General features: G+C 45.0%; 24 protein-coding genes and 1 other annotated feature. Of the genes, 6 read left to right on the top strand and 18 right to left on the bottom strand.

Annotation, left to right across the window (positions count from 1 at the left end):
- The first annotated feature begins 86 nt into the window (after nucleotides 1-86).
- On the top strand, nucleotides 87-1,325 hold the full coding sequence (locus KNO78_RS03805) for an MFS transporter (RefSeq protein WP_214690930.1): 1,239 nt from the start codon (nucleotides 87-89) through the stop codon (nucleotides 1,323-1,325).
- A 99-nt stretch (nucleotides 1,326-1,424) separates the two neighbouring features.
- Nucleotides 1,425-1,677, top strand: a binding site (T-box leader).
- Nucleotides 1,678-1,745: 68 nt separating this feature from the next.
- Nucleotides 1,746-2,969, top strand: a complete 1,224-nt coding sequence (locus tag KNO78_RS03800) for an MFS transporter (RefSeq protein WP_214690931.1) — start codon at nucleotides 1,746-1,748, stop codon at nucleotides 2,967-2,969.
- A 67-nt stretch (nucleotides 2,970-3,036) separates the two neighbouring features.
- Here KNO78_RS03800 and KNO78_RS03795 read toward each other — a convergent pair whose 3' ends face one another.
- On the bottom strand, nucleotides 3,037-3,423 hold the full coding sequence (locus tag KNO78_RS03795; protein WP_214690932.1) for an NUDIX hydrolase: 387 nt from the start codon (nucleotides 3,421-3,423) through the stop codon (nucleotides 3,037-3,039).
- A gap of 91 nt (nucleotides 3,424-3,514) precedes the next feature.
- On the opposite strand from KNO78_RS03795, the gene KNO78_RS03790 reads away from it, so the two are divergent.
- Nucleotides 3,515-4,216 carry a CPBP family intramembrane glutamic endopeptidase gene (locus tag KNO78_RS03790; RefSeq protein ID WP_214690933.1) on the top strand — a complete coding sequence of 234 codons (702 nt, stop codon included), beginning with the start codon at nucleotides 3,515-3,517 and terminating at the stop codon, nucleotides 4,214-4,216.
- Between the two features lie 5 nt (nucleotides 4,217-4,221).
- Here the strand turns inward: KNO78_RS03790 and KNO78_RS03785 are convergent, their stop codons facing one another.
- The 3 genes from KNO78_RS03785 to KNO78_RS03775 are packed head-to-tail and all read right to left on the bottom strand — an operon-like array spanning nucleotide 4,222 to nucleotide 6,471.
- On the bottom strand, nucleotides 4,222-4,947 hold the full coding sequence (locus KNO78_RS03785) for a MerR family transcriptional regulator (RefSeq protein ID WP_214690934.1): 726 nt from the start codon (nucleotides 4,945-4,947) through the stop codon (nucleotides 4,222-4,224).
- Nucleotides 4,948-4,970: 23 nt separating this feature from the next.
- Nucleotides 4,971-5,948: a serine hydrolase domain-containing protein gene (locus tag KNO78_RS03780; protein ID WP_214690935.1), complete on the bottom strand. Its 978-nt coding sequence runs from the start codon at nucleotides 5,946-5,948 to the stop codon at nucleotides 4,971-4,973.
- A complete protein-coding gene (locus tag KNO78_RS03775; protein ID WP_214690936.1) occupies nucleotides 5,926-6,471 on the bottom strand; it encodes a Rossmann-fold NAD(P)-binding domain-containing protein in 546 nt (181 codons plus the stop codon). Before KNO78_RS03775 ends, KNO78_RS03780 begins: the two co-directional genes overlap by 23 nt.
- Nucleotides 6,472-6,688: 217 nt before the next feature.
- Between KNO78_RS03775 and KNO78_RS03770 the strand changes: the two genes are divergently transcribed.
- Entirely contained in the window at nucleotides 6,689-7,498 is an 810-nt protein-coding gene (locus tag KNO78_RS03770; protein WP_074037051.1) for a GGDEF domain-containing protein, read from the top strand.
- Nucleotides 7,499-7,519: 21 nt separating this feature from the next.
- Here KNO78_RS03770 and KNO78_RS03765 read toward each other — a convergent pair whose 3' ends face one another.
- From KNO78_RS03765 to KNO78_RS03735, 7 genes are all read right to left on the bottom strand, one after another.
- On the bottom strand, nucleotides 7,520-8,209 hold the full coding sequence (locus tag KNO78_RS03765; RefSeq protein ID WP_214690937.1) for a glyoxalase: 690 nt from the start codon (nucleotides 8,207-8,209) through the stop codon (nucleotides 7,520-7,522).
- Nucleotides 8,210-8,250: 41 nt separating this feature from the next.
- Nucleotides 8,251-8,994 (bottom strand): hypothetical protein, encoded by a 744-nt coding sequence (locus KNO78_RS03760; RefSeq protein WP_159562272.1) that lies wholly within the window; start codon nucleotides 8,992-8,994, stop codon nucleotides 8,251-8,253.
- Nucleotides 8,995-9,008: 14 nt separating this feature from the next.
- Complete coding sequence (locus tag KNO78_RS03755; RefSeq protein ID WP_308162731.1) at nucleotides 9,009-9,320, bottom strand: DUF2199 domain-containing protein; 312 nt, start codon at nucleotides 9,318-9,320, stop codon at nucleotides 9,009-9,011.
- A 311-nt stretch (nucleotides 9,321-9,631) separates the two neighbouring features.
- Nucleotides 9,632-10,270, bottom strand: a complete 639-nt coding sequence (locus KNO78_RS03750; RefSeq protein WP_214690938.1) for a hypothetical protein — start codon at nucleotides 10,268-10,270, stop codon at nucleotides 9,632-9,634.
- A gap of 122 nt (nucleotides 10,271-10,392) precedes the next feature.
- Nucleotides 10,393-11,310, bottom strand: a complete 918-nt coding sequence (locus tag KNO78_RS03745; protein ID WP_214690939.1) for an NAD(P)-dependent alcohol dehydrogenase — start codon at nucleotides 11,308-11,310, stop codon at nucleotides 10,393-10,395.
- 99 nt (nucleotides 11,311-11,409) lie between these two features.
- Nucleotides 11,410-12,453 carry an ABC transporter permease gene (locus KNO78_RS03740; RefSeq protein WP_214690940.1) on the bottom strand — a complete coding sequence of 348 codons (1,044 nt, stop codon included), beginning with the start codon at nucleotides 12,451-12,453 and terminating at the stop codon, nucleotides 11,410-11,412.
- On the bottom strand, nucleotides 12,453-13,313 hold the full coding sequence (locus KNO78_RS03735; protein WP_214690941.1) for an ABC transporter permease subunit: 861 nt from the start codon (nucleotides 13,311-13,313) through the stop codon (nucleotides 12,453-12,455). The genes KNO78_RS03740 and KNO78_RS03735 overlap by 1 nt, the downstream gene beginning before the upstream one ends.
- A 210-nt stretch (nucleotides 13,314-13,523) precedes the next feature.
- Between KNO78_RS03735 and KNO78_RS03730 the strand changes: the two genes are divergently transcribed.
- Nucleotides 13,524-13,823, top strand: a complete 300-nt coding sequence (locus KNO78_RS03730; protein ID WP_214690942.1) for a hypothetical protein — start codon at nucleotides 13,524-13,526, stop codon at nucleotides 13,821-13,823.
- A gap of 306 nt (nucleotides 13,824-14,129) precedes the next feature.
- On the opposite strand, the gene KNO78_RS03725 is transcribed toward KNO78_RS03730, so the two are convergent.
- From KNO78_RS03725 to KNO78_RS03710, 4 genes are all read right to left on the bottom strand, one after another.
- Nucleotides 14,130-14,555, bottom strand: a complete 426-nt coding sequence (locus KNO78_RS03725; protein ID WP_074037059.1) for a hypothetical protein — start codon at nucleotides 14,553-14,555, stop codon at nucleotides 14,130-14,132.
- A gap of 85 nt (nucleotides 14,556-14,640) precedes the next feature.
- The gene (locus KNO78_RS03720) at nucleotides 14,641-15,405 is read right to left on the bottom strand and encodes a DUF817 domain-containing protein (RefSeq protein WP_214690943.1); all 765 of its coding nucleotides are present in this window, start codon (nucleotides 15,403-15,405) and stop codon (nucleotides 14,641-14,643) included.
- A gap of 8 nt (nucleotides 15,406-15,413) precedes the next feature.
- Nucleotides 15,414-16,274, bottom strand: a complete 861-nt coding sequence (locus tag KNO78_RS03715; protein WP_214690944.1) for a metal-dependent hydrolase — start codon at nucleotides 16,272-16,274, stop codon at nucleotides 15,414-15,416.
- 200 nt (nucleotides 16,275-16,474) lie between these two features.
- Nucleotides 16,475-17,482 (bottom strand): helix-turn-helix transcriptional regulator, encoded by a 1,008-nt coding sequence (locus tag KNO78_RS03710; protein ID WP_196430681.1) that lies wholly within the window; start codon nucleotides 17,480-17,482, stop codon nucleotides 16,475-16,477.
- Nucleotides 17,483-17,598: 116 nt separating this feature from the next.
- Between KNO78_RS03710 and KNO78_RS03705 the strand changes: the two genes are divergently transcribed.
- A complete protein-coding gene (locus KNO78_RS03705; protein WP_214690945.1) occupies nucleotides 17,599-18,444 on the top strand; it encodes an alpha/beta fold hydrolase in 846 nt (281 codons plus the stop codon).
- A gap of 158 nt (nucleotides 18,445-18,602) precedes the next feature.
- Here the strand turns inward: KNO78_RS03705 and KNO78_RS03700 are convergent, their stop codons facing one another.
- The 3 genes from KNO78_RS03700 to KNO78_RS03690 all read right to left on the bottom strand — a co-directional run bounded on the left by KNO78_RS03700 (nucleotide 18,603) and on the right by KNO78_RS03690 (nucleotide 21,850).
- On the bottom strand, nucleotides 18,603-18,881 hold the full coding sequence (locus KNO78_RS03700) for a hypothetical protein (RefSeq protein WP_214690946.1): 279 nt from the start codon (nucleotides 18,879-18,881) through the stop codon (nucleotides 18,603-18,605).
- Nucleotides 18,882-18,982: 101 nt separating this feature from the next.
- Nucleotides 18,983-20,401, bottom strand: coding sequence for a glycoside hydrolase family 32 protein (locus tag KNO78_RS03695; RefSeq protein WP_214690947.1), 1,419 nt, complete (start codon nucleotides 20,399-20,401; stop codon nucleotides 18,983-18,985).
- Nucleotides 20,402-20,419: 18 nt separating this feature from the next.
- Complete coding sequence (locus tag KNO78_RS03690) at nucleotides 20,420-21,850, bottom strand: sucrose-specific PTS transporter subunit IIBC (RefSeq protein WP_012726243.1); 1,431 nt, start codon at nucleotides 21,848-21,850, stop codon at nucleotides 20,420-20,422.

Genomic DNA, 21,850 nt, shown 5'->3' with positions numbered 1-21,850 from the left:
GCACGATGATTCACTTCAAATCACGCATACTGTTCATAACAGTCAAGTGGCCACTTCACTGACCTTATGAAAAGATGGTGATTCACATGTTTCAATCGCTTCATCCTAACCTAAAAGTTAGACTTGGCTTGAACTTCATTCAAAAGCTGACTCAAACCGCGGTATTTCCTTTTTTGACGATTTATTTCGTTCGACAATTCGGTGCGACGGAGACCGGACCGCTCATCGTCTTGACGATGATTGCCTCATTCATCGCAAGTCTCTATGGAGGCCATCTGTCCGATTGTTACGGAAGAAAACGAATTCTCTTCATCGGAGAAATACTACGTTTCGCATGTTATATCGGTATGACAATCGCAGGTTCCCATGTAATCGACAGTGCCATTTTATTAATTATCTTTTTCTTTTCTAGTAATCTTCTGAGTAGTGCCATCACGCCAGCAAACGAATCCATCTTGATTGATGATAGCCGACCCGAGCAGCGAAAATATTTGTATACACTCAATTACTGGCTGATGAACGGTTCCATCGTCATCGGTAGCTTAATCGGCGGCTTCTTCTTGGAACAGCATCTCTTCTACTTGTTAGTATCGGCAGCCTTCCTCTCATTCGGATGTGTCTTCTTCATTTACTTGAAACTCGAAGACCACTATCAACCTGTACGAACAAAATCACGGAAGACCACTCGTATGTGGACAGGATATGAAACGGTCATAAAGAATCGACTTTTTTTGAAATACCTCATCGCAGGTATTTTGACGTTGTCGTTAGAGTTGCAGCTTACGCATTATCTCGCGATTCACTTTGCTGAAACGTTACACGCTGTCCCGTTCTTTCATTTCTCACTAGATGGGACGAAGATTCTCGGACTGCTTCGAGCGGAGAATACGATTCTCGTGTTACTGCTCGGTCTTGTGTTGATGCGTTGGACCCAATCAATCTCTGAACGTGCGCTACTTTACACGGGTGTCACACTGTTCAGTCTTGGATTCGCCATTTTACCGGTTTCACATGATTTTTCAATGCTAGTGCTCGCTACGGCTTGTTTCACGTTCGGAGAGCTGCTATATGTTCCCATTCATCAAGCCATGTTAGCTCGACTCATAGAAGACCATCTGCGCAGTCAATACTTGGCCGTGAACGGTCTCCGCTACCGAGGTGCGCTTCTCATTGGCGCAATCAGCGTTTCGGCTTATAATGTCGTGTCACCCGGTTGGATGGCCATCACTTATATTTGCTTTGGAATATTGGCAATCTTCTTCTATCGTTCAATCTTGAAAGAACTGGATAAGTGCCAACCTTTAGAAATGAAGAAAGCGTCCTAGATCACAATCATAGTTTAGTATCTTGAAGGGGATATACATCTATCTACCAAAAACGTTTCCAATATTTGCACAATGTGCTATCCTTACAAAAATGATCTGATAAACGCGATGAAGAGAAGAGTAAATCCATGAATCTTTCGTAGAGAGCCCCGCCGGTGAAAAAGGGTAAAGAAGATGGATCGAAACAAGACTCCGAGCAGCGCCATGGAACTCACCCCGAGGGATATGGCGACGGGCACTCCCGTTATAGAGTTGAGGTATAGTCCGACTCGTTCGGCAGTACCAAACAAGGTTCGTACGGTGACGTGCGGACGAACAGGGGTGGCACCACGATGAGAATCTCGTCCCCAAGACTTCGTTCTTGGGGGTGGGATTTTTTTGCGTTGCGAAAGTGATTAAAAAATAGAAGGAGTGATTGACTTGAACTCGTTTCGAAAAACCTCTACGCTACTGCTCGTCAGTGTCGGAATCTCAAATCTCGGTGCTTGGGTATACTTTATCGCGCTCAACCTGATTGTCCTCGAGATGACGGGATCTCCATTCGCCGTCTCGATTCTCTATGTATTAGTCCCACTCGCTTCAATCACGGCGAACCTTTGGTCAGGTAGCCTGATTGACCGGGTCGATACGAGACGACTGATGATGTTGCTGGATGTCCTGCGCGCATGTCTCGTATTCTGCTTGGGCTGGATCGATTCTTTATGGTTCATCTATGGAGTCGTCTTCATCCTGAATCTGATGAGTTCATTATTCGAATCATCAAGCCTGGTCTACATGACGCAACTCGTACCTGCCTCGAACCGTCAAAAGTTCAATGCGATGAAAAACTTTGTACAGTCATCCGGTTTCATTTTAGGTCCGACGATTGCGGGTCTACTCTTTCTAGTCGGGAGCCCGACATTTGCGATTTTTGTGAACGCCTTCGCACTCATTGGATCGGTCGGTATGCTGATGCTCCTCCCATCTCACCTTCGAACGAATGCGCCTGTTGAACCATTCTCTATGCGGATGATCATTGACGATTGGAAGGTTGTCATCCGATTCGCTTCGAATGCCAAATACGTGACGCTCATTTATGGCTTGTTCTGCGTCATGACCATCTTCATGTCTGGACTCGACTCGTTGGAAGCGTCATTCGCGACCCAAGTCCTTCACTTATCTGAGAGCCGCTACGGATTTCTCGTCAGTATCGCTGGAATCGGGATTATTGCAGGGTCTCTCATTAATTCAAGATGGAGTCACCGCTTATCCTTATCGTTTTGTATCGGATTCGGGGGCATCATGACACCAGTCGGCTATCTTCTTTTCGCAAGTTCATCGTCATTCATGATGGCCTCAGTTGGATTTTTTGTCCTGACATTTGCGCTTGCCTTTGCAAATACCGGATTTTTATCATTCTATCAGCACCATGTCCCGGTCGAAATCATGGGTCGGTTCTCTGGCGTTATCAATGTGGGAGAATCAGTACTCGTCATCCTACTCACGTTCGGGATTGGACTCCTTGCCGAAATAGTTGGGATTCGCCCGGTCTATCTCGCATTCTCCATTCTCTTCTTCCTCATCGGTTGTTATACGATGTACGTCATGCGCGACCGTTCGAAACGGAACTATTTCACTTACAATCAAATTGAAGAAGCATCTTAATATATTTGCCGGTCGCTTATATGCGACCGGCTTGTTCTAATCGATGAATCGCTTCATTGATTTTTCATCATACACTCCACCGTTTAATCAGCTCAAGATCTTCTGGAAATGCAAGTTCCAATCGCTCCAATTCATGAATCGACCACCAATTGACTTCATCGATGTCCGAGTCGATAGTTGCGGTCGCCAACCGCTCCTTACACGTTGCCAAGAAATAATGTGTCTCGACCTGAAAGTTTGATATGATGGCTCGTTTGAAATGTAGTCGTTGATCAATCGAAATGCGATAGCCCGTCTCTTCTAACACTTCGCGCCGACAACACTGTTCCGGAGTTTCTCCGTCTTCTAGACCACCTGATGGCAAACTCCATTGTTGTATGTCACGATTCTTTACGAGTAGGACTTCCTTCTCTTCGTTGATGCATAAAGCAGCTGATCCAATCCATTGTTCCATAGTCTTAATACTCCTTTTTCATTTTTCTGCTTGCAGGTGACGTTACGTCACCCGATATGATGGGGCTACAACCACATAAGGAGGAAATATGATGTTGAATCAAATGCAAAAGAAAATATCTCCCATTTGGACATGGAACCAGTTCGCAATTACGATGGTTCTTCTATTCGGAGTGACGCCCCTACTCATCGAGCAACACTTACACAACTTTTTAGAGCGGTCATGGGGAAACACCCTCTATTCAGGAACAAGTATCGGCCTGTTATTAGCCATAATATTTATGACCGTCCTCTATCTCGTCGCAATACGTCCTCGGACCTTATCGCTCGAAACGTTAGGACTTCGCCGCATCTCATGGAAAGACTCGGGGATGATCTTTCTATGGACAATTGTGTTAATTGTACTCAGTATCATCATCGTCGTAGTCCAATCATATTTCGGCATCGGTACGTCGAATACAAAAACAGAGAGTTTGCAAAGTGACTTGTCGATTATCTCCATACTGATTGCGTTTGGATCGGCGGCTATCGTTTCACCACTCTATGAAGAAATCTTTTATCGTGGGTTCTTATACCGCTTCTTTCAAGAACGATTTGGGGTTTGGATCGGGATGCTAATAAGTGCTGGAATATTCACTCTCGCTCATTTACCGACGACAAACACGTTACTCGTCAATTTTGTATCGGGACTAGTATTTGCTTGGGTATATGAACGGACCAACTCTATCTATTCCAGCATGCTCATCCATGGCACCTTTAATGGGCTAGCCGTTCTATTGACTGCATTGGCGTGAGGGAATCACTCTTGATATAGTGAATCAATATAGGCAAGAATCGATGCATCGATTGGATACAGTCCTAATTCATTCGATGCATCAGTTGATTTTCGAATCATCCAAAATGATTCAATCAATTGTTGATCTTGTCCAAATGTCTCGTCTGTTAACCATGTCAAATCTTCTTTAAGAATTTGAGCTTCTTTTGAGGAAGGGGCGACCCCACGTTCCAATAAAATTTCAATTCTCCGAATCAAGTTGATCCACTTTTTCGTATCATGCTCACCGTCTTCTAATTTAGGTAAACTTGATTGCAATGAATCAGACTCTTCTTCCGTAAAATAGTCCGTCCATTGTTTCCGGTCATTTGATTTAGCTTGAATAGTTTGCAGTTTCGTCCAATCGATTTTTTCATTTTCAAGCTTCATGGATTGAAGGAGTGTGACAGTATGGTTTCTGGCCTGCTTCAATTCCTCTATCTTTCCTTCTAACGAGGACAGATGTGCGGACAAGATGCTTGTAAGTGATTGCTCATCTAAGATTCTCCGAATCTCATCAAGCGGCACGGCCATCGATTTTAAAAGCATGATTTTTTGAAGGCGAAACATTTCGTCGTCACTATAAAATCGTTTCTGTACATCGTTTGTATACGATGGAGTGACCAAATTGATTTGGTCATAGTATCGAAGCGTACGCACTGACACGTTCAGTTTTCTCGCGACTTCTCCAGTAGAATAGTGTCTAGCCAACGTATGATCCTCCTTATAATATGTTATGTGTATATATGCAGTAGTTGTCCAATCAATCCTTCGAACTGATGAACCCCTTCATTCCGATTTGACAAACAAATGAAACCTGTTGGAGAGTCTTTCTCCATCACGAGCAAACATTGAAACCCGATCCCCCAACCGAATGAGAATCCCTTACCTGGCTTGTTGGGATTTATAAATAGACCATGTCCTACTTCGGCATTTGTGGAAGATGGTGTGAATAAAACCCTTCTTGACTCGTTACTCAAGAACCCTTCTTTCGTAATTGCGTTGACGAGTATCGCTAAATCGGAAGCCGTTGTCCAAAGACCACTCGCTGCAGGGTAAGGATAATAGCATGACTTTGGAGAGACGACTGACCCGTTTGGTTCAATCCCGATAACGCCATACTTCTCTATCCTCTCTAAATCATACGAACTTGAGTTCATATCCAGCGGTGCAAAGATGTATTCAGTCATGATTTTTTCAAATGTAGAAGACATACATTGCTCAATCGCATGTTGGAGTAAACAGTAACCAGAATCTGAATAGTGGAACGTTCCAACTTCCTGTGACTGGATAAACACCGGTCGCTCATAATAAGGTGTGTTACCCAATATTATCTCTTCCATCGAAGGGATCTCTGTACATTGATCCATCGTCCCGAACTGATCAGGCAAATCGATTATGCCAGCCTGATGTTGGATAAGCTGTCGTATCGTGATTTGTGAAGGAATCCCATTTTCATCATTCAACGTGAAGGAAGAGAAATAATCATTGATTTCCGAGTCTAAATTTAACTTCTGATCTTCAACGAGCTTCAAAATGAGAATCACCGTTACAAATTTACTAATCGAACAGGCGGCGAACATCCTGCCTTCACAAGAGACGTCTCCCAATTGAAATGCGGACAACTCCCTTCTTTCAGTGATAGTTGCCAAATCTAAATTTGATACATGGTGCTTCTCCATCCATTCGCTAATCGTTTCTCGAGTGAACATTTATGTCATCCTTTCGTGTACCAATCAATCGATAGTCGTCTTGGTTCTGCATAGCATCGTGAACACCTTTCACAATCTCGTCGTGTGTCAACCAACGGACAGATGCCAACTTATGCATTTCACCTAATTGGACTTGCCGATACAGCTGTTGTTCATTGAGACATAGACATGCCTTCTCATATTCCGGATTCGCCCGGCTACCTAAAATATGTATCACCTCTGCAGTTTCCGAATGATTCAAAATGAGTTGCATCGCTTTCCCTGAGCCTCGGTGCACCCACGCGATGACTCGATCAAATGGACCGTTTTTTTGCACTGCACTCTGTAGTGCGTTTGAAAGTAGTTCCTCATCGCAATAATCAACAATCAGCGGATGACACGTTTCAGGATTTCTTTGTACGACGCTTGCCATTTTTTCTTTATTTCGTCCAATGACCGTGACATCATGTTCGATTGCCAAATAAGATGCGAGTCCTGCCAACATCCCCGTCCCTCCGACGAGCAATATATGTTTTCGATTCATGCTATCACCTCTTTTTCCATTATACACCAATCGTTCGTACTTCTTTTTCTAAAGAAGTGTTCGCAAACATTCACGTCTTTTCAAAAATAAGCCTTTTAAAATAGAGTGAATCACTTATAATGAATCAAGTGTTCGAATCGGTTTGAACAATCACTATTTCGGAAAATGGATAATAGTGTTATCATTGCAATTTATTTCTTTTAAGAGGAGGATACCTATGAGACACTGGACAACGATGTCCATACAACTAATCGCACTCATCGTTGTATCGTTGACATGTAGTATTCTACTTTCCTCTGTGCTGATCCTGAATCATCTACCCGTTTGGTGGATGATCTGTATTCCGATTCTTTATCTTTCAACTTTGCTTATTCACCGAGCGTCTGGTGTACTCATTCTGTTAGGATTCGCTGCTTACTTTTTAATCACGATGCCTGTGTATGAGACTGCCGCTACTGCGCAACTATATATTTTATTACTATTAGCGATTTTGACGGGGTTGTCTTACTGGCTCCAAGTCAAGCTGTTTCATGCCCAGTTTGCACTAAAGGTTGCGGAAGCGAGGGTCAGTCAGTTAATTGCGGTCGACCCAGAGACCGGTTTTGATAACCGTGATCGTTTTTTGATGGATATAGAGGCTGAACGGGATCGGTTGATTCGCCACGGTGAAACGTTCGTGGTGTCATTCATCACACTGCCCATTCTCGATCATTTTGAAAAACAGTATGGTTCATCCGAATATGAATGGTTCTTATACTATTTTAGTGACGAACTTCACGAAGCGACTCGACGAACGGACAAGAAGTATCGGGTTGCGCAAGACACATTCGCCATGATTTTCCCTCGAACTTCAATCGAAAATGCACAAATTGTACATGAACGAATCAGACCACTACTACTAGATTATTCACGTCAGAACGGTGATTCGCTCACTGTTGAATGCTCAGACCAATCGTTTGAAGTGAACTTGGAGAACGCAGTCATACGATTAGAAGAAATTCATCGGTATGTCGAATCTAAAGACTAAAAAATGAGTTCAATTGTGAACTCATTTTTTGATGGAGTGAATATGAATTTCGTGTTTCTCATCCATTTCGACGATGTATCGTTGATCAAGTACCATCTGAATTGGGCTCGGAATCGACAGTTTTGGTGAAAACAGCCACACACGACCTGCAGGAACTAATAAAATGTATGTCTCGCTATTCGATGCGCCTAAAAAGTTCAGATGACGCTCATCGATTTGGTTACCGTCTCGGCGGTGGATCTCGATGTTTGAAAGTTCTTGTGCGACATGTAGCGGATCTTCCACAGTCAAACTCATCTCGCCAATTCCAAGAAATTCATTCGACGAAAAGGACTCGATGTTACTTTCTGGATTAATCGAATGTCGAGCAATCAACTCGACGACATTCTCATCCATATCGTAAAAATAAAGCGATGATGCATCGATTCCTTCAAAATAGATTTCGTCCTCACCGTCTTCAGTCAAAAGCGGGACACGTGACATCAGCCATTCTTTCGCTGTTTTGAATCGATTAGCCGGAATATTGATAGCGAAATGGTATTGTCGCTCTTGCTCCGTTTTAGCCTCTTGAAATACCAACGCATCTTCACCTAGATTGATTCGAAAACTGGTCAGGTCTTCCTCACTGACTGATAATCCAAGTCGTTCCGTATAGAAACGTTTCATTTCGTCAAGTCGGTTCGTGTAGAGTGTCGTTTCTGTGATTCTCATGATTTCTTCCCTCGCATTCCTTATCACTATTCTTAATTCTTTCATTTGATCATTCGCTTGTACTTTTTATATTCTGTCCAACTCATATCCATCCCTAACAGCTCGTTACAAACATCCCTCTGCCAAGTGTGTGGATTGAAACCAATCACTGGCTTTGACTTTTCACCTGAATCATCAAAAGTCAGAACCAATTGAGCCACACCTTTTTCCATATAGGTTTTAGCCAATCTCTGATTAAACCGGCTGTAATGCTCACCTAAAGAAAAGGTTGGCTGCACTGCCCACGGACATCGCTCGATTGCCATTTGAAGATACTCGCGCTCTTTATGTCGTAGCACTTTTGACATGCTTAGACAAATCAATGCAGAAATTTCAGGTGTTGCTGCTTCGATCAATCGATTCGCTACCTCAATGACTTCCTCGTCCATCTCGAAATCATTCCATCCTATATCATATAACGCCAAGGCAAAGTAGAAGGGTTTATCTGGATGGTATGAAAAAGCTGTTCGGCAAAACGCGTTCACTCGATCATAATCTTCAATCCGATCCAACCGTTCATAACCAATAAGCAGATCCCAGCGATATGAATCGGTCGGATCAAGTAGCACATAGTCAATTAACAGCTGCTCGATGTCCGGAGTGTCGCGCATGAAGTGTCCAAGTTCTTTGAATCGTTTGTCGTGAACAAGTAACTCGATTCGCTCCAACATCTTCTGCTGAATCGAAGTGAGCACTTGATTTCCTGTGTACAAATCGAAAATCAAAGATGACTTCAATTGACTCACCCTGATCTCCTCCTTTATCCATTACGTTCAACGAGTCGGAATATATCATCGACCCGCAACCTGGTGATACCATTACGTTGCTCCATTGCAAGAGGATGATTCGTTGGTTCGAGTTCAATCAATGGACGTATTCCGACTGCACGCATATGTACATTTGTCTTTAGATTGATGGTATCTGGATAGATAGGAAGTTCCGTCGATAGCCAGCCGAACATCGAATCGAGGTCAATACGCGTTGGTTCATCCCATAAATCGATGACTTTGAAAAAGTTATTCGGACTGAGTGATACCCAGACATTCCAGATGAAAGGATCGTCTTCTCCAATGATTGGAATTTCGAGGCATCCGCTGATAAAGAAATGAGCTTCATCGAGGACGCATAATCATCTGTCAAGACGACGCGTTTCTTCATCTCCCGTTTCGACAGCCCTTCTAATATTGCTGGCATGATTGATCCAAAACCGACTTTACTTTCGGTTCTCGTGCCACATGTTGAGCAGTTGTAATCACTGTTGTGCTTTCGTTTGAAAAGATATCTCATAAGTACTCGTTTTCTAGTTCAAATTCAAATTGTGGTATGTGAAATAAATATACATTCTACGCGCATTTCATTTTAATTTAAGGATGTCACAGTTTATTAGACGAATATTGTAACTCTTGAAACAGTCTCTAGCACTCGCGTTCTCGTATCATTTTTCGATAGAAACACCTCTTCCCCCTTTTCATCGAAGCAATATGCGATCGGAATGGAGATTCCACAATTTCGATACGACCCATCTGCATGACTCGTTCCGATGATCATCGCTTTTCGTTCCATCGCAATTTTTCTCGCTTCTTCCGACCACTCCATGAATTGCTCCTCACTAAACATCCCGACTCCGATTGGATTGAATATGATCGACAGATGCTCATGCGTTTTCAAGCCCTCACACCCCATAAAAATCTCCCTGCAAAGTAAATAACCGTATTCTTCCGCTCCATCCGTGACACTTGATGGCATGAACAAGAGCTCATTCTCTGGTGTTTTCCGTCGCGTTAACAACGTGTCACCTTGCTTGTTTATGATGAGGACCCGATCTTTATTCGTGTCATCTCGATACCCTAAAACAATCGATGTGTTGAATTTGATTGCTAAGTCACTTAGCCCATCTAATTCTGTATATGTACAATATCCCTCTGGATAGAGAATCAAGTCCACCGTCGGGTTCGACTCAATCTCTCGCTTCAGTTGCTCGAGATTTCGCTCTATCTTCGGTTGCCCAATCAATATATTCATGACTATTCGCCCGCTCTCATGATTTGTCTAGTTGGTGAATCCATTCATATGTAAGTGAGGTTGTCGACCAAACCCCACGATAAAGCAAGAATTTGATACTTCTCTTTATACTATCATTTAATTTATTCTGCATTAATGCTAACCATCACATTTCCAACCTTTTTCCCTTGGTCCACATATCGGTGCGCTTCGACAATCTTATCGAGTGGATATACCGTATCAATGACGGGTTGCAATGCTCCTGACTCAAACAATTCGTTCAAAAATATCAAATCCTCTTTACGTTCCATGGCTGGTCCTTGCCCCGCGACAGAACTGAAGGCCCCGTTATCGCTCACATGGGCTTTCGCTAATCGTTTATCGATTTTCCCTGAGGCATCAAAGACCACATCATACGTATTTAATTCAAGATCGTACCCCTCTTTCGTGTAATCGACGACCACATCAGCCCCAAGTCGCTTCACAAGTTCAACGTTTCGCTCGTGGCAAACTGCTGTGACATGCACGCCGTAATGCTTCGCAATCTGTACGGCAGTCGAACCGACAGCACCTGTGCCACCATAAATGAGAACGTTGTTCGCCCGGTCGATATGTGCCTTCCGCAAAAAATGTAACGACGTCGTACCTCCGAACGGTAGAGCAGCCGCCTCGATAAAGCTGGCATGCGTGGGCATCTGAAACACACATTTCGATTCGTTCACACAAGCGAATTCTGCATATCCGCCAAACCGCATCCCAGTCAGGGCATAGACGTTGTCTCCGACCTGAAAGTTTTTCACACTGTTGCCTGTTTCCACGACGATACCTGCCAACACGACACCGAGAATCGGTTGACGTGGCGCCTTAAACCCTACAACCATTCGCATGGGAAGTCTCCCCAATGGAGGGACGTCTAGTGCTCGGAGGCGTCGATCTCCCGAGTGGACGGCCGATGCATGGACTCGAACCAGCAACTCATTGCTTTTCGGCTTCGGTTGATTCACTTCTTGAATGACAAGTACTTCAGGTGGCCCATACGCGGTACAAATCACAGCTTTCATATTGATTCACTCCATTCATCAATTGTCACCTTAATCTGTTATACACTTTCCCTCAAACAAGACAGTTCAGTCCATTCGACATAGAAAAACCGGATCATATCATACGATATCATCCGGTTCCTTCCTTAATGACATGGTTGAATCAACGGGGGTGAATGGATTCGAAAGAGAAGCAGCTGCCGCTTCGGATTCTGCTAGACTTACCTCGGTCACCACCGGTTCTTGACGTCTGAGTTTAAATGCTCGCTCGAGGCGGCTCGTCAACAAGTTGAAGATAAAGATGAGCGCAGCAAGTGACATGGCCGGAACGAGAAACAAGTGATTCGTCATCCACGTCATCGCGGTGAACTGTCTGAAATAATACCCGAACATCGAAGACCATTCATAGACGGTCGGCATGATCCCTTCATGTAACATGACCGTTCCTCCGAAGAAAATCCCAAACAGCGAGAGATGAATAAGCAACATGAGCGTTTGGACAAACTGTTGCATGAAGACGATCACGAGGGTTGGAACGAGATGTGGGAATAGATGCAATCTCACACGGTGCCAGACACTGCCACCAAGCGTCTGAGCCACGATCATGAACTCTTGTTGAAGCAATTGTCGAATCTCCGTGATTAGGTATAACGTGACGGCAGGCAATCCGAGAACGACTAAGACGATTAGTTCAATCTTTACTCGATCAAATAATGGAGGCACTTGTGTCGAATCAAAAAAGGTCAGTGTTCCTACTAACATCATCAATGCGATCAATGAAATCGGCAGAATCAAAAAGCCGTCCAATAACGTTTTAAAGAATTGATTTAAGCGAGCTCCCCTGAAAGCAAGAGGGATGCCAATCAATAGACCGATGACCATCCGTCCGAATGCGACGAGCGCACAGATGCCAACGGTCCACTTAAATCCTTCCACGAGCATTTGGAATAAATCATATCCAGCATTGTCCGTCCCGAGCCATTGATATTTTGACGGTTCTAATGGTGGTATTCCAATGAGTCTCCCTTCATCAGAGTAGAGCATGAGGGTTTGATCAACATTCCCATCACGAAACACGGTATTTCCAAAACTCATCAACAATAGCCCCGCTACGATAACAAAGCAGAAGATGAAAATCGGGTCACGTATTAATACTCGGCGCATCAAATCCCTCCTTTCCATGCATTCGGAATAATCCATTCAATCAGTAAATCCAACAGAAAAATCGGGATATAGATGACGAATAAGATAACCAGTAATATCTCCATCTGCGGGTTGTAGACGGCGAATCGAAATAACCCTTGAACGTTAAATAAGTATTCGACAATCAAAAGTGTCGATAAGATGGTAATGATGTTCGAACGGAAAAAGAGGTAAAACCGATAGATGATATTCGGTAATAAGTGTTTCCAAAACAGTCCACTCGGTCGAATCCCTTTCGCTTGCGCGAGTTCGAGATACGGAATGGCTTCTTGTTCATGAATATGAATTGTCAACCATTTGATAAAGAAGAATAATGTCGTCAGCGTCAATGTGACGATTGGGAGAAACCGTATATATTCTGCGAATCCTCCGGCAACTTCAATGCGATCGAACCCTGTCGACTTATGGATTGTAATCGCAAGAAATTGAGAAAAAATTAACCAGAACAAATCTGGTACCATCTCGAGCGTCTGACTCGTTTGGTGTAAAACGGTACGAACGCGTCTCCCGCTCCGATAGTAGAGGTACGCATACATTAATCCTAGCGAGGTCGATACCGCGAGTGCCGTGGTAAAAATGATGACCGATTCTTTGACGAGCGGTCCAAGTGCCGGCAAGAGTGGCAAGTAACGTTGCGCGGTGATGTTGTAATATGTAATGTCCTCTAGTTTCTGTAATTGGTCCATCTGTTGTTGAATGCCGTTCCAATAATTCGTCAGACTAAAATCCGTCTGAACGACAAGCGACGGTAGCGCACTAATCGCAATCAAGATGAAAAATGCGATTATCAGATGAACTGATTTCCGAGCAATATACGTCATAGTTCTATCTCCTTTTGAATGCAAATCTCTCAATCAAAAGTGTGAAAGGATGTCCGGTTGATTGTTCATTTTCTAAAGGGAATAATATCCAAAGACACTTTCCACTGATTCTAGCATATTTATTATGTAAATAGAAACAATTTTCTGAAATTTATCTGGGTTAATTTGTATGATACAATGTATAGATAGAAATATTTAGGGGGTTAAAGGATGTGGATTATTTTTGGATTGGCGGCGATCGGGGCGACGCTCATCAATTTGACCGTATTTATGATGGAGAAGGACTATAAGCTGCCGATGGCGATTGCCCTATCATTAGTTGCTCTCACGTTATGCGCCGAATATAGCTTGCTCAACATGTGGGTCGAAGCTAAGGACTGGGCTGCCATAACAGATGTCGTACCCGGTATGTCGCGTGCGCTATGGTTCTTGACGGTTGCGGCAATCTTTTTGAATATCCTTCCGATCTTTTTAGAGAGAAAACGAAACAAGATGAAGGAATCGAAATGATCGGTATGGCGTTCAAGAAATTCCGGTCATTTAGTGAATGACAATGAATCATAAACTTATTGCGATTCTCGCTAATCCATTTGGTGTTTTCATTTTTGTCGTAATTTCACTGTCTTTGATATGGCAGGCCATACTCCGTCTCTTATCGTCTCAGCACATCTTGTTCATAACCAATTTAGTCGGAGGACTGGGTTTTATCGTCATGATGTTGCTTTTATGGCATACGTACAGGAGTCAATCATAGTAAAACGTGTTCGAAGCTATAAAATTAGCTTTGAACACGTTTTGTTTTTGAGTTTCACGCAATCAATCATCTGAACGAGTTGAATATAATAGCTCACCGTCAAGTGATCGCAACTCATAATCGATTCCTGATTGCATCTGCTTTGTCATTATTGCGCGACACGTAAACACATATCCTGGACCATATGCAACGTCCGGAATTTCCTTGAAGCCGTATGACCGCTCTCCGAACCATAGCGTCACGTTCGATGAACCCTTCGATGATCGGTCATCGACGACATAACATTCTCCCGTCTCGACGATGTGATTCGTCGTCATGCGGTCGTACGTTTCCATGCCTGCCATTCCAAGTACAAGAAACGAACAAAACATTGCGAGACAAGCTTGTCCTAGTTTGACTCGATTCCGAGTCTTTCGCCACTCTCTCCAATAGATGACAAGAGATCCTAGACACAATAATCCAATCAACCAAGTAAGTACAATTTCCAACAACCGAATCACCTCGTTTTACAATACGACTTTCTTCAAAAAAGGATTCGTGTCCCCTCACAAAAAAACTCGACACATGTCGAGTTTAAGGTAATTCATACTCCAATTTTCGCTTTTGCCAAGCGACAAGGAGGATACTGATGATGACGAGTTGGAACCAGGACGACAGTTTTCCTAAATCAACGATGGCCCAACCGTTCAATTGGTCCGGATACGCCCAGCCGTTGTAGAACGTGACAATATTTTCAGCGAGCCAGATAAAGCAGGCAATCAAGAAGAATGACAGGACGACCGGCATCTCAAATCGTCGATCGTCGAGTTTATACGAGACAACCGAGCGACCGAACGCCAAAAAGATGAATGCGATTAACAGCCACCGTAGGTCTAACCAAACATGGTGCCAAAAAAAGTTGAAGTAAATGGCGATGCCAAGTCCGAAGGCGATGATTGGGTGCGGCATCTTCGTAAATCGTAAATCGAGACGACGCCATGCCTGGACGACGTAACTACCAACGCTCGCATACATAAATCCGGCATAGAGCGGGACGCCCCACACTTTTGTGAACGCCTCATCCGGATAACTCCATGACCCCATCTGCACCTTGAATAATTCAAGTCCAAGACCGATGACATGGAACCAGCTGATGACCTTCACTTCTTCCATCGTCTCGAGCCCCGTCTTCACAAGGACGACTTGAACGAACAAACACCAGATGAGTAAAACGTCATATCGTGGGAGTGGTAACTCTACAAACTTTGTGACGGCAAGCGCTCCGAAGATGGCGACCGGAAAGATACAACTAAGTGCCTGTTCGTAAGCGAAGATAAAGAGATAACGTATACGTCCCATCCGTTGTCCTACCTTTCGATGTATTCATATAAAAATGAGGATTCGCCATCATAAAACCGCGGGTCAAAGACGCCGAGCCGTTCTTCGTTTGCTACGATGACGACGAACGGCGACCATTTGGTCAATGTGCGCGCCTCATGATTCGCTTCAAACAATGGTTCAAGACTCGCCTTTTCGGCACTCGTCAATTCGTATTGCAAGGTCGCTTCTTGATATATCGAATCTTGAAAGAGCGATACGTCCTCGTCAGTCTTCGTAATGACCGTGAACTGAGTCGGGATAAATGAAGCCGAGAGCGCCACTTCGTCATATTCCTTTGAATAAGACTGATATAAATAGGCGCCCTGCGCACTTTGAAGCGCGACATAAAGAACGAGGGCAGCCCATGCATACCGATACGTCTTATAACGAACTTCCTGCTTCCGAGCGACGAGCCAGGCGACCAAGAAGATTCCCCAATAGACGAAATCGACAATCGGGATCACACCGAATGTGATCCTCACGTCAGAGATCGGTTCGAAGTAGCCCGTTCCCCATGCATTGAACAAGTCAGATGTGTTGTGTATGAAGACAGACAACAGTGCCCACCAAAAATAGCGAATGTCCGTCACGCGAAAGAGGAGGCGAACGAGTATGTAGATGAGCAAGGCAATGAGTGGGACGAGAAAAATCGAGTGGGTGATGCCGCGATGCCACATCTGATACATCCCTTCTGTGTCCCATAGCCGAGAAATCACATCGCTGTCCGGGATTTGGCTCCCGACAAGTGTCGTGACGAACAAGGCTCGTTTTTCATGTTGTTGTAAATCCCGTTTATCGGCTGCACCATATAGCGTCAAACCGAATAACGTATGTGTAATCGTATCCACGTTCTACCTCCATAGCGAAAGAGACACCTCCCAGTACTGGACGATGTCTCTTCTTATTAATTCTCTTTATCCATTTTCATGGCGCGCCTTGCGACGATCGTTACGAAAATGACAGCGACAATCGGAATGATCAATGGCATCCAATTCAACATCCGCCTGTCCCCCTTCATCTAGTGTCGCAAGCAGTATAGCACATCTGCTTACTCGATGGATGAATGAATGCTTGTATTTTCATAAGTAGTTGCCATCTTCTCAATCGTTGCTTTCATATGATCACGAAGCGTGAGCGGTTCGACCACTTCTACTTGTGACCCTAAAGAGAGCAACCAGTAAATGAATCCGTCAGATACGGCTGCGTCGAAACGGATGAGGAATCGTTCTCCATGTTCAGAAACAGAAACGTCTTCCCCTAACTTGTCAAAGATGACCGGGAGAACGCGTTCGTCGACGGACAAAACGATTTGTTCATCAGATCCGTTATACATATTGAATGATTTTTGATAGTAATCATCAGGTAAATGATGCTTCGGACGAATGGTGCCATCTTCCACAATCTCCGAATTGACGATGCGGTCAACCCGGTAGTTCCGCACCTCTCCGATTGATTCGTCGATCCCGATCAAGTAGTACTGCTCGTGATTCCAATGCAAATCGATTGGATTAACGACGTATCGCTCTCCGTCACGGCGGAGCGGGAACGTTCGTTTCGTCACATCAAATCCGACGACGTCTGTATATTGGAACGAGATAGCTTTTCGTTCATGAATGGCCCGTTGGATACGATCGATATGGTAAGGAATGTGTCCGTGTTTTTTCTTCGGCGTCTTGATGATCGATTGTAGCGTCTTCGCTTCAGGGATACTCGTCAGCATTTGAAGTTTCTCTACAATTTCCTCGGTCACGTCTTCCGAGATAAATTTCGCTGCGACAATCGCATCGACCATCATCCGGAGTTCATGAATCTCAAATAAGCGGGCCGAATGCCAATACTTTTTAGCGAGACCATTCTTCTCCAATTCATCCTGCACTTCAAACCCCGAATTATTCAGTGCCTGGATATCGTCTTTCACCGATTTTTTTGCTAACTTAGAAGTATCTCCTATCGTTGACAAGTACTCGAGCAAATCTTCTAGTGTCTTTGGATTCGCTTCGTCCGTGTAACGTTCGAAGAAACGTCGAACTTCAAGTAACCGCTCTCGGTTATTCACGGTTCTATCCCCTTTCGTCTCTCTGTCTAAATTATGTATAAACAGACATTATCATTTTATTTCCACGAAATAAAGGTATTTTCCATTACAAAACGTTTAAGGAGGCGCCATCTAAGTTGAAATATTATGCACACGTCGACGGCTCAAAAATCGAATATATAGACCGCGGTCACGGTCCCGTCATCGTACTGATCCATGGGACCCAGTCATCGAGTTTAGAACCATACCATGTGGACCAACTCGTTTTATCCGGTTTCCGGGTCATTGTCCCATCTAGACCCGGATATGGAGAAACACCATACTCTTTTTCAGCATCTCCTCAATTGTTTGCATCCCGACTCTCTCACTTGATGCAAATGCTAGATATTGATCGATATCATGTCTATGGCATCTCTGCCGGAGGACCGACCGCGATCGAGCTCGCTTCACAGAATCAGTGTGTCCTTAGTTTGACCCTCGCTGCCGCCGTGACGAGTGTCGTTGATTTCCCGTATCGGGACACGGTCAGCCGAAATGTCGTCCAACCCGCATTTATCGCACTTCAATACATCATGAAACAGTTCATCGCTCGTGCCATTCAAAAACATCCATTCGAAGCGACGGCCCGTATGATTCAATCGACGAGTGTGTTGGCACTCGAGACGATTCGAGAAGAGGTGTCACCCTACGACATCTTTCTCCTAAAACGTGTCGCGAATCAGATGGCGTTTGGACTTGGCGCACAGTTCGATTTAAAACAAAGTGTCTCAAGTGAGGTCTTACTCGGTGTCACCTGCCCGACCTACATCGTCCATTCAAAAAATGACAAGGCCGTCCCCGTTCGTCATGCGCATTACGCGAAGCGATTGATCCCGCATGCTCAGTTAACAATCCTGAACAGTCCCGGCCACTTGATTTGGGTCGGACGACAAGCAAGAAAATCAGAGCGACAAATCGAACGGTTTATCCGATTCAACTCGTAAGCATCTCAAAAAGAGGTGCTTTTTTACGTATCTAACCCGAGGGCATCAATCAATTGATTCGTCGTATGTTCCGGTAGTCGCCAGAAAACATCCGTTCGCTCAAGATGCGTGATGACACTCGGACGGTTCGGTTGACCGAGCCACAGCTGATATCGTTCTTAATCGCCACCTTTAAATTGCAGCAAGAGATCAAAATCGGGTACCACTTCAATTTCGATGTCCTCGATTTCTTCTGAACTACGTAGCATTTCCGCGAACACCCGCACCTGGCTTAATTCATGAAACTCTAACTTCACTTCTGGATTCATTATTCCGCGCACCGTCGACTCCGCCACCATCACGCGTTCAACTTCTTCATTCTCAATCTCTCCAATCGGATCTCCAAATGGTGCGGTAATCGTTCGAATCGCATCAACCCACTTCATCATTTTATTCATTCTCTCACCTCTCTCTTCTCTTCATCTATACGTAGATCCAATCGAAACGGTTTCAACATTTGGAAAAATTAAAAAGCCGAGCAAACGCTCAGCTTTTACATTCATTCAAATTTCCAACCGACTAAACTTGCCCCGTCTCCGACGTAGCGAACCCGTTTCTCACCATCACATGGGAAGACGCGAAGGGTTGCCATAGCATCACCGTCGTTGACGAAACACTCGACACTCGATGAGTCGACATACAGCCGAAGGGATGTGACGTTGATCACCTTGGTCCGAGTCGTCCCGAACTCGGTTGCGAACGGTTCACCTGCATTCGTCCGGTCGATGGTCAATTCGGATGTTTCTTTCTCGTATCGAATCACAAGCGACTCATCTTCTGTCTTCAACAGTTCAAGTTTGAAGTCTTCCCCAGAAGTCGACAGTTCCAATTCATAACGTTCAGGAGTGACCATGTCGATCAGCGTACTCGATTCTTTAATAAACTGGTCTTGTCGTAGTTGCTTCATTTCTGGGACAGGTCGTTGTTTCAATACACCATCTTCCACTGATAGTTCACGTGGCAGTGTTAACGCATGTGCCCAGCCGTACCGGTCTGTCGGATATTCGATTTCCGGTAGGCCCATCCAACCGACTAGAATACGACGCCCGTCATGCTCCGTCGTTTGTGGAGCGTAAAAGTCGAAACCGAAGTCGAGCTCTTCAAACGACTCGTGCGTGAAGACGAGCGTTTCTAAATCAAGAGTGCCTGTGACGTATCCAGATTGATAGATGTTGTGATAGCGATGACCTTCAGGCTCAATCCCTTGCGGAGAAAAAATGAGGACATGCCTTCCATTCAGTTCAAACACGTCAGGACATTCCCACATGTAACCGAACCGCTCGAGCCCCGTCTTCACTTCACCTAAAAACGTCCATTCATTCAAGTCGGTCGAACGATATAAGACGACACATCCTGTCTCATCCGTTCGCTGTGCACCGACAATCGCATAATATGATCCATCTTCTTCCCATACTTTCGGATCGCGGAAATGTTCCGTGTAACCGGCCGGAATATCCGGGATGGCCACGTTGCGCCGCTCGATCATCCCTTCACGCAGTACACCGATGATTTGCGAGGCGTGACGCGTCCAATCGTCCGTACGATGATTCCCTGTATACATCACGTGAAGGGTGTCGTCCACAACGAAACCACTTCCTGAATAGGCACCATGGGAATCTTCTTTCGTTTCAGGGACTAACGCCACCCCGCGGTCGGTCCAATGGACAAGATCTTTCGAACTGACATGATACCAATGTTTGAGACCGTGAACTGGCCCGAGCGGGAACCATTGATAGAATAGATGGTACTCTCCATCGTAATATGCGAAGCCGTTCGGGTCATTGAGGAGGCCCGTCGGCGGCTGGATATGGTACCCAAACCGCCACGGGGATGCGGCCGTCTTTGCACGGAGCACCTCCATCTCGAGGGCGCTCACGTCACGGAGTGAACGATAACGTTCGGCCTTCGTCCAATTCATAGTGTCACTTCCTTTTTGTTATGCGGCTTGTTTGACCGCTTCTTTTTTTGCTTGTCGTTTCGCTAGGATGAATGTCAATCCGAATGTCACGGCGAAGGCGATGGCCATGCCAATGATATACGAGATGATCGAACCCGGTGCGATTGAAATAATACCTGGTAATCCGGCAGCACCGAGCGCTACTGCCAATACGTCGTTTCCAACGATGAACGCAGAAGCGATGGCTGAACCGACGATGGCTGCGATGAACGGATAACGTAGTTTTAAGTTGACCCCGAACATAGCAGGCTCTGTGATTCCAAGTAATGCTGAGATCCCTGATGCTGATGCGACACCTTTCATCTTCTTATCAGCAGTTAAGAAGAAGACCGCAAGGGTAGCTGCCCCTTGTGCGACGTTCGACATCGCAGCGATTGGGAAGATGAACGATCCACCTGTTTCGGCGATATCGGCGAGAAGCTGTGTCTCAATCGCGATGAAGCTATGGTGCATCCCCGTAATAACGATTGGGGCGTAGAGAAGACCCATGATCAAGCCACCGACGAATCCGAGTGAATCATACGTCCATACCAACCCATCAATGATTAAGTTCCCTGCTTCGCGTGTAATCGGACCCACGAAGGCGAACGTGATGAACGCTGTGAAGAGGAGTGAAAGTAATGGCGTAAGCAAGATATCAAGTGATGCCGGCATAAACTTCCGAATGTTAATTTCAAGCTTCGATAAAATATACGTCGAGACGAGGACTGGTAAGACTTGTCCTTGGTATCCTAACTTCTCAATCTCGAGTCCGAAAATGTTCCAAACCGGAATCTCTTCAACACTTGCCTGAGCGTATGCATTGATCAAGTCCGGGTGAACCATGATCATCCCGAGCGCTGCACCTAGGTACGGGTTACCACCGAACCGTTTGGCTGCGGAGAACCCTATGAGTACAGGAAGGAAGACGAAGGCGGCGTTTGCGAACGTATTGATCATCGCTGCGAGGTCGGCCATGCCTGGATACTGGTCAATCAACGAACGACCATCAAAGAACAAATCCGGTGCCGTCAATAAGTTGTTGATCCCCATCAAGAGACCACCGGCGACGATGGCCGGGATGATTGGAACGAAGATATCCGATAACATTTTGACGAACTGTTGGAGCGGGTTCATTTTTTTCGCTCCGGCTGACTTCACGTCTGTCGTCGACATGTCTCCAAGACCAGTCAATTGTGAAAATTCCGCATAGACCTTGTTGACCGTACCTTGTCCGATGATGATTTGGTATTGTCCGCCTGTAGAGAATGTTCCCTTAACCACATCAAGTTGTTCGAGTGCTTTCTCATCGACCTTCGACTCATCGTTCAATACGAGTCGAAGGCGAGTCGCACAGTGCGCGGCTGCCGCAACGTTTTCTTTCCCACCAATCGCCTCTAGGATCGATGCTGCTTCTTTTTTGTAATCCAT

It is taken from the genome of Exiguobacterium sp. s132 (genome assembly GCF_018617235.1).
In the GTDB taxonomy this organism is placed as follows: Bacteria; Bacillota; Bacilli; order Exiguobacteriales; family Exiguobacteriaceae; genus Exiguobacterium; species Exiguobacterium profundum.
This window is presented reverse-complemented; position numbering and strand designations above follow the sequence as displayed.

Coding starts and splice junctions, on each gene's coding strand:
- KNO78_RS03805 (WP_214690930.1), top strand. CDS start 87: ATGTTTCAATCGCTTCATCCTAACCTAAAAGTTAGACTTGGCTTGAAC.
- KNO78_RS03795 (WP_214690932.1), bottom strand. CDS start 3,423: ATGGAACAATGGATTGGATCAGCTGCTTTATGCATCAACGAAGAGAAG.
- KNO78_RS03790 (WP_214690933.1), top strand. CDS start 3,515: ATGTTGAATCAAATGCAAAAGAAAATATCTCCCATTTGGACATGGAAC.
- KNO78_RS03780 (WP_214690935.1), bottom strand. CDS start 5,948: ATGTTCACTCGAGAAACGATTAGCGAATGGATGGAGAAGCACCATGTA.
- KNO78_RS03775 (WP_214690936.1), bottom strand. CDS start 6,471: ATGAATCGAAAACATATATTGCTCGTCGGAGGGACGGGGATGTTGGCA.
- KNO78_RS03770 (WP_074037051.1), top strand. CDS start 6,689: ATGAGACACTGGACAACGATGTCCATACAACTAATCGCACTCATCGTT.
- KNO78_RS03765 (WP_214690937.1), bottom strand. CDS start 8,209: ATGAGAATCACAGAAACGACACTCTACACGAACCGACTTGACGAAATG.
- KNO78_RS03750 (WP_214690938.1), bottom strand. CDS start 10,270: ATGAATATATTGATTGGGCAACCGAAGATAGAGCGAAATCTCGAGCAA.
- KNO78_RS03745 (WP_214690939.1), bottom strand. CDS start 11,310: ATGAAAGCTGTGATTTGTACCGCGTATGGGCCACCTGAAGTACTTGTC.
- KNO78_RS03740 (WP_214690940.1), bottom strand. CDS start 12,453: ATGCGCCGAGTATTAATACGTGACCCGATTTTCATCTTCTGCTTTGTT.
- KNO78_RS03735 (WP_214690941.1), bottom strand. CDS start 13,313: ATGACGTATATTGCTCGGAAATCAGTTCATCTGATAATCGCATTTTTC.
- KNO78_RS03730 (WP_214690942.1), top strand. CDS start 13,524: ATGTGGATTATTTTTGGATTGGCGGCGATCGGGGCGACGCTCATCAAT.
- KNO78_RS03720 (WP_214690943.1), bottom strand. CDS start 15,405: ATGGGACGTATACGTTATCTCTTTATCTTCGCTTACGAACAGGCACTT.
- KNO78_RS03700 (WP_214690946.1), bottom strand. CDS start 18,881: ATGAATAAAATGATGAAGTGGGTTGATGCGATTCGAACGATTACCGCA.
- KNO78_RS03695 (WP_214690947.1), bottom strand. CDS start 20,401: ATGAATTGGACGAAGGCCGAACGTTATCGTTCACTCCGTGACGTGAGC.
- KNO78_RS03690 (WP_012726243.1), bottom strand. CDS start 21,850: ATGGATTACAAAAAAGAAGCAGCATCGATCCTAGAGGCGATTGGTGGG.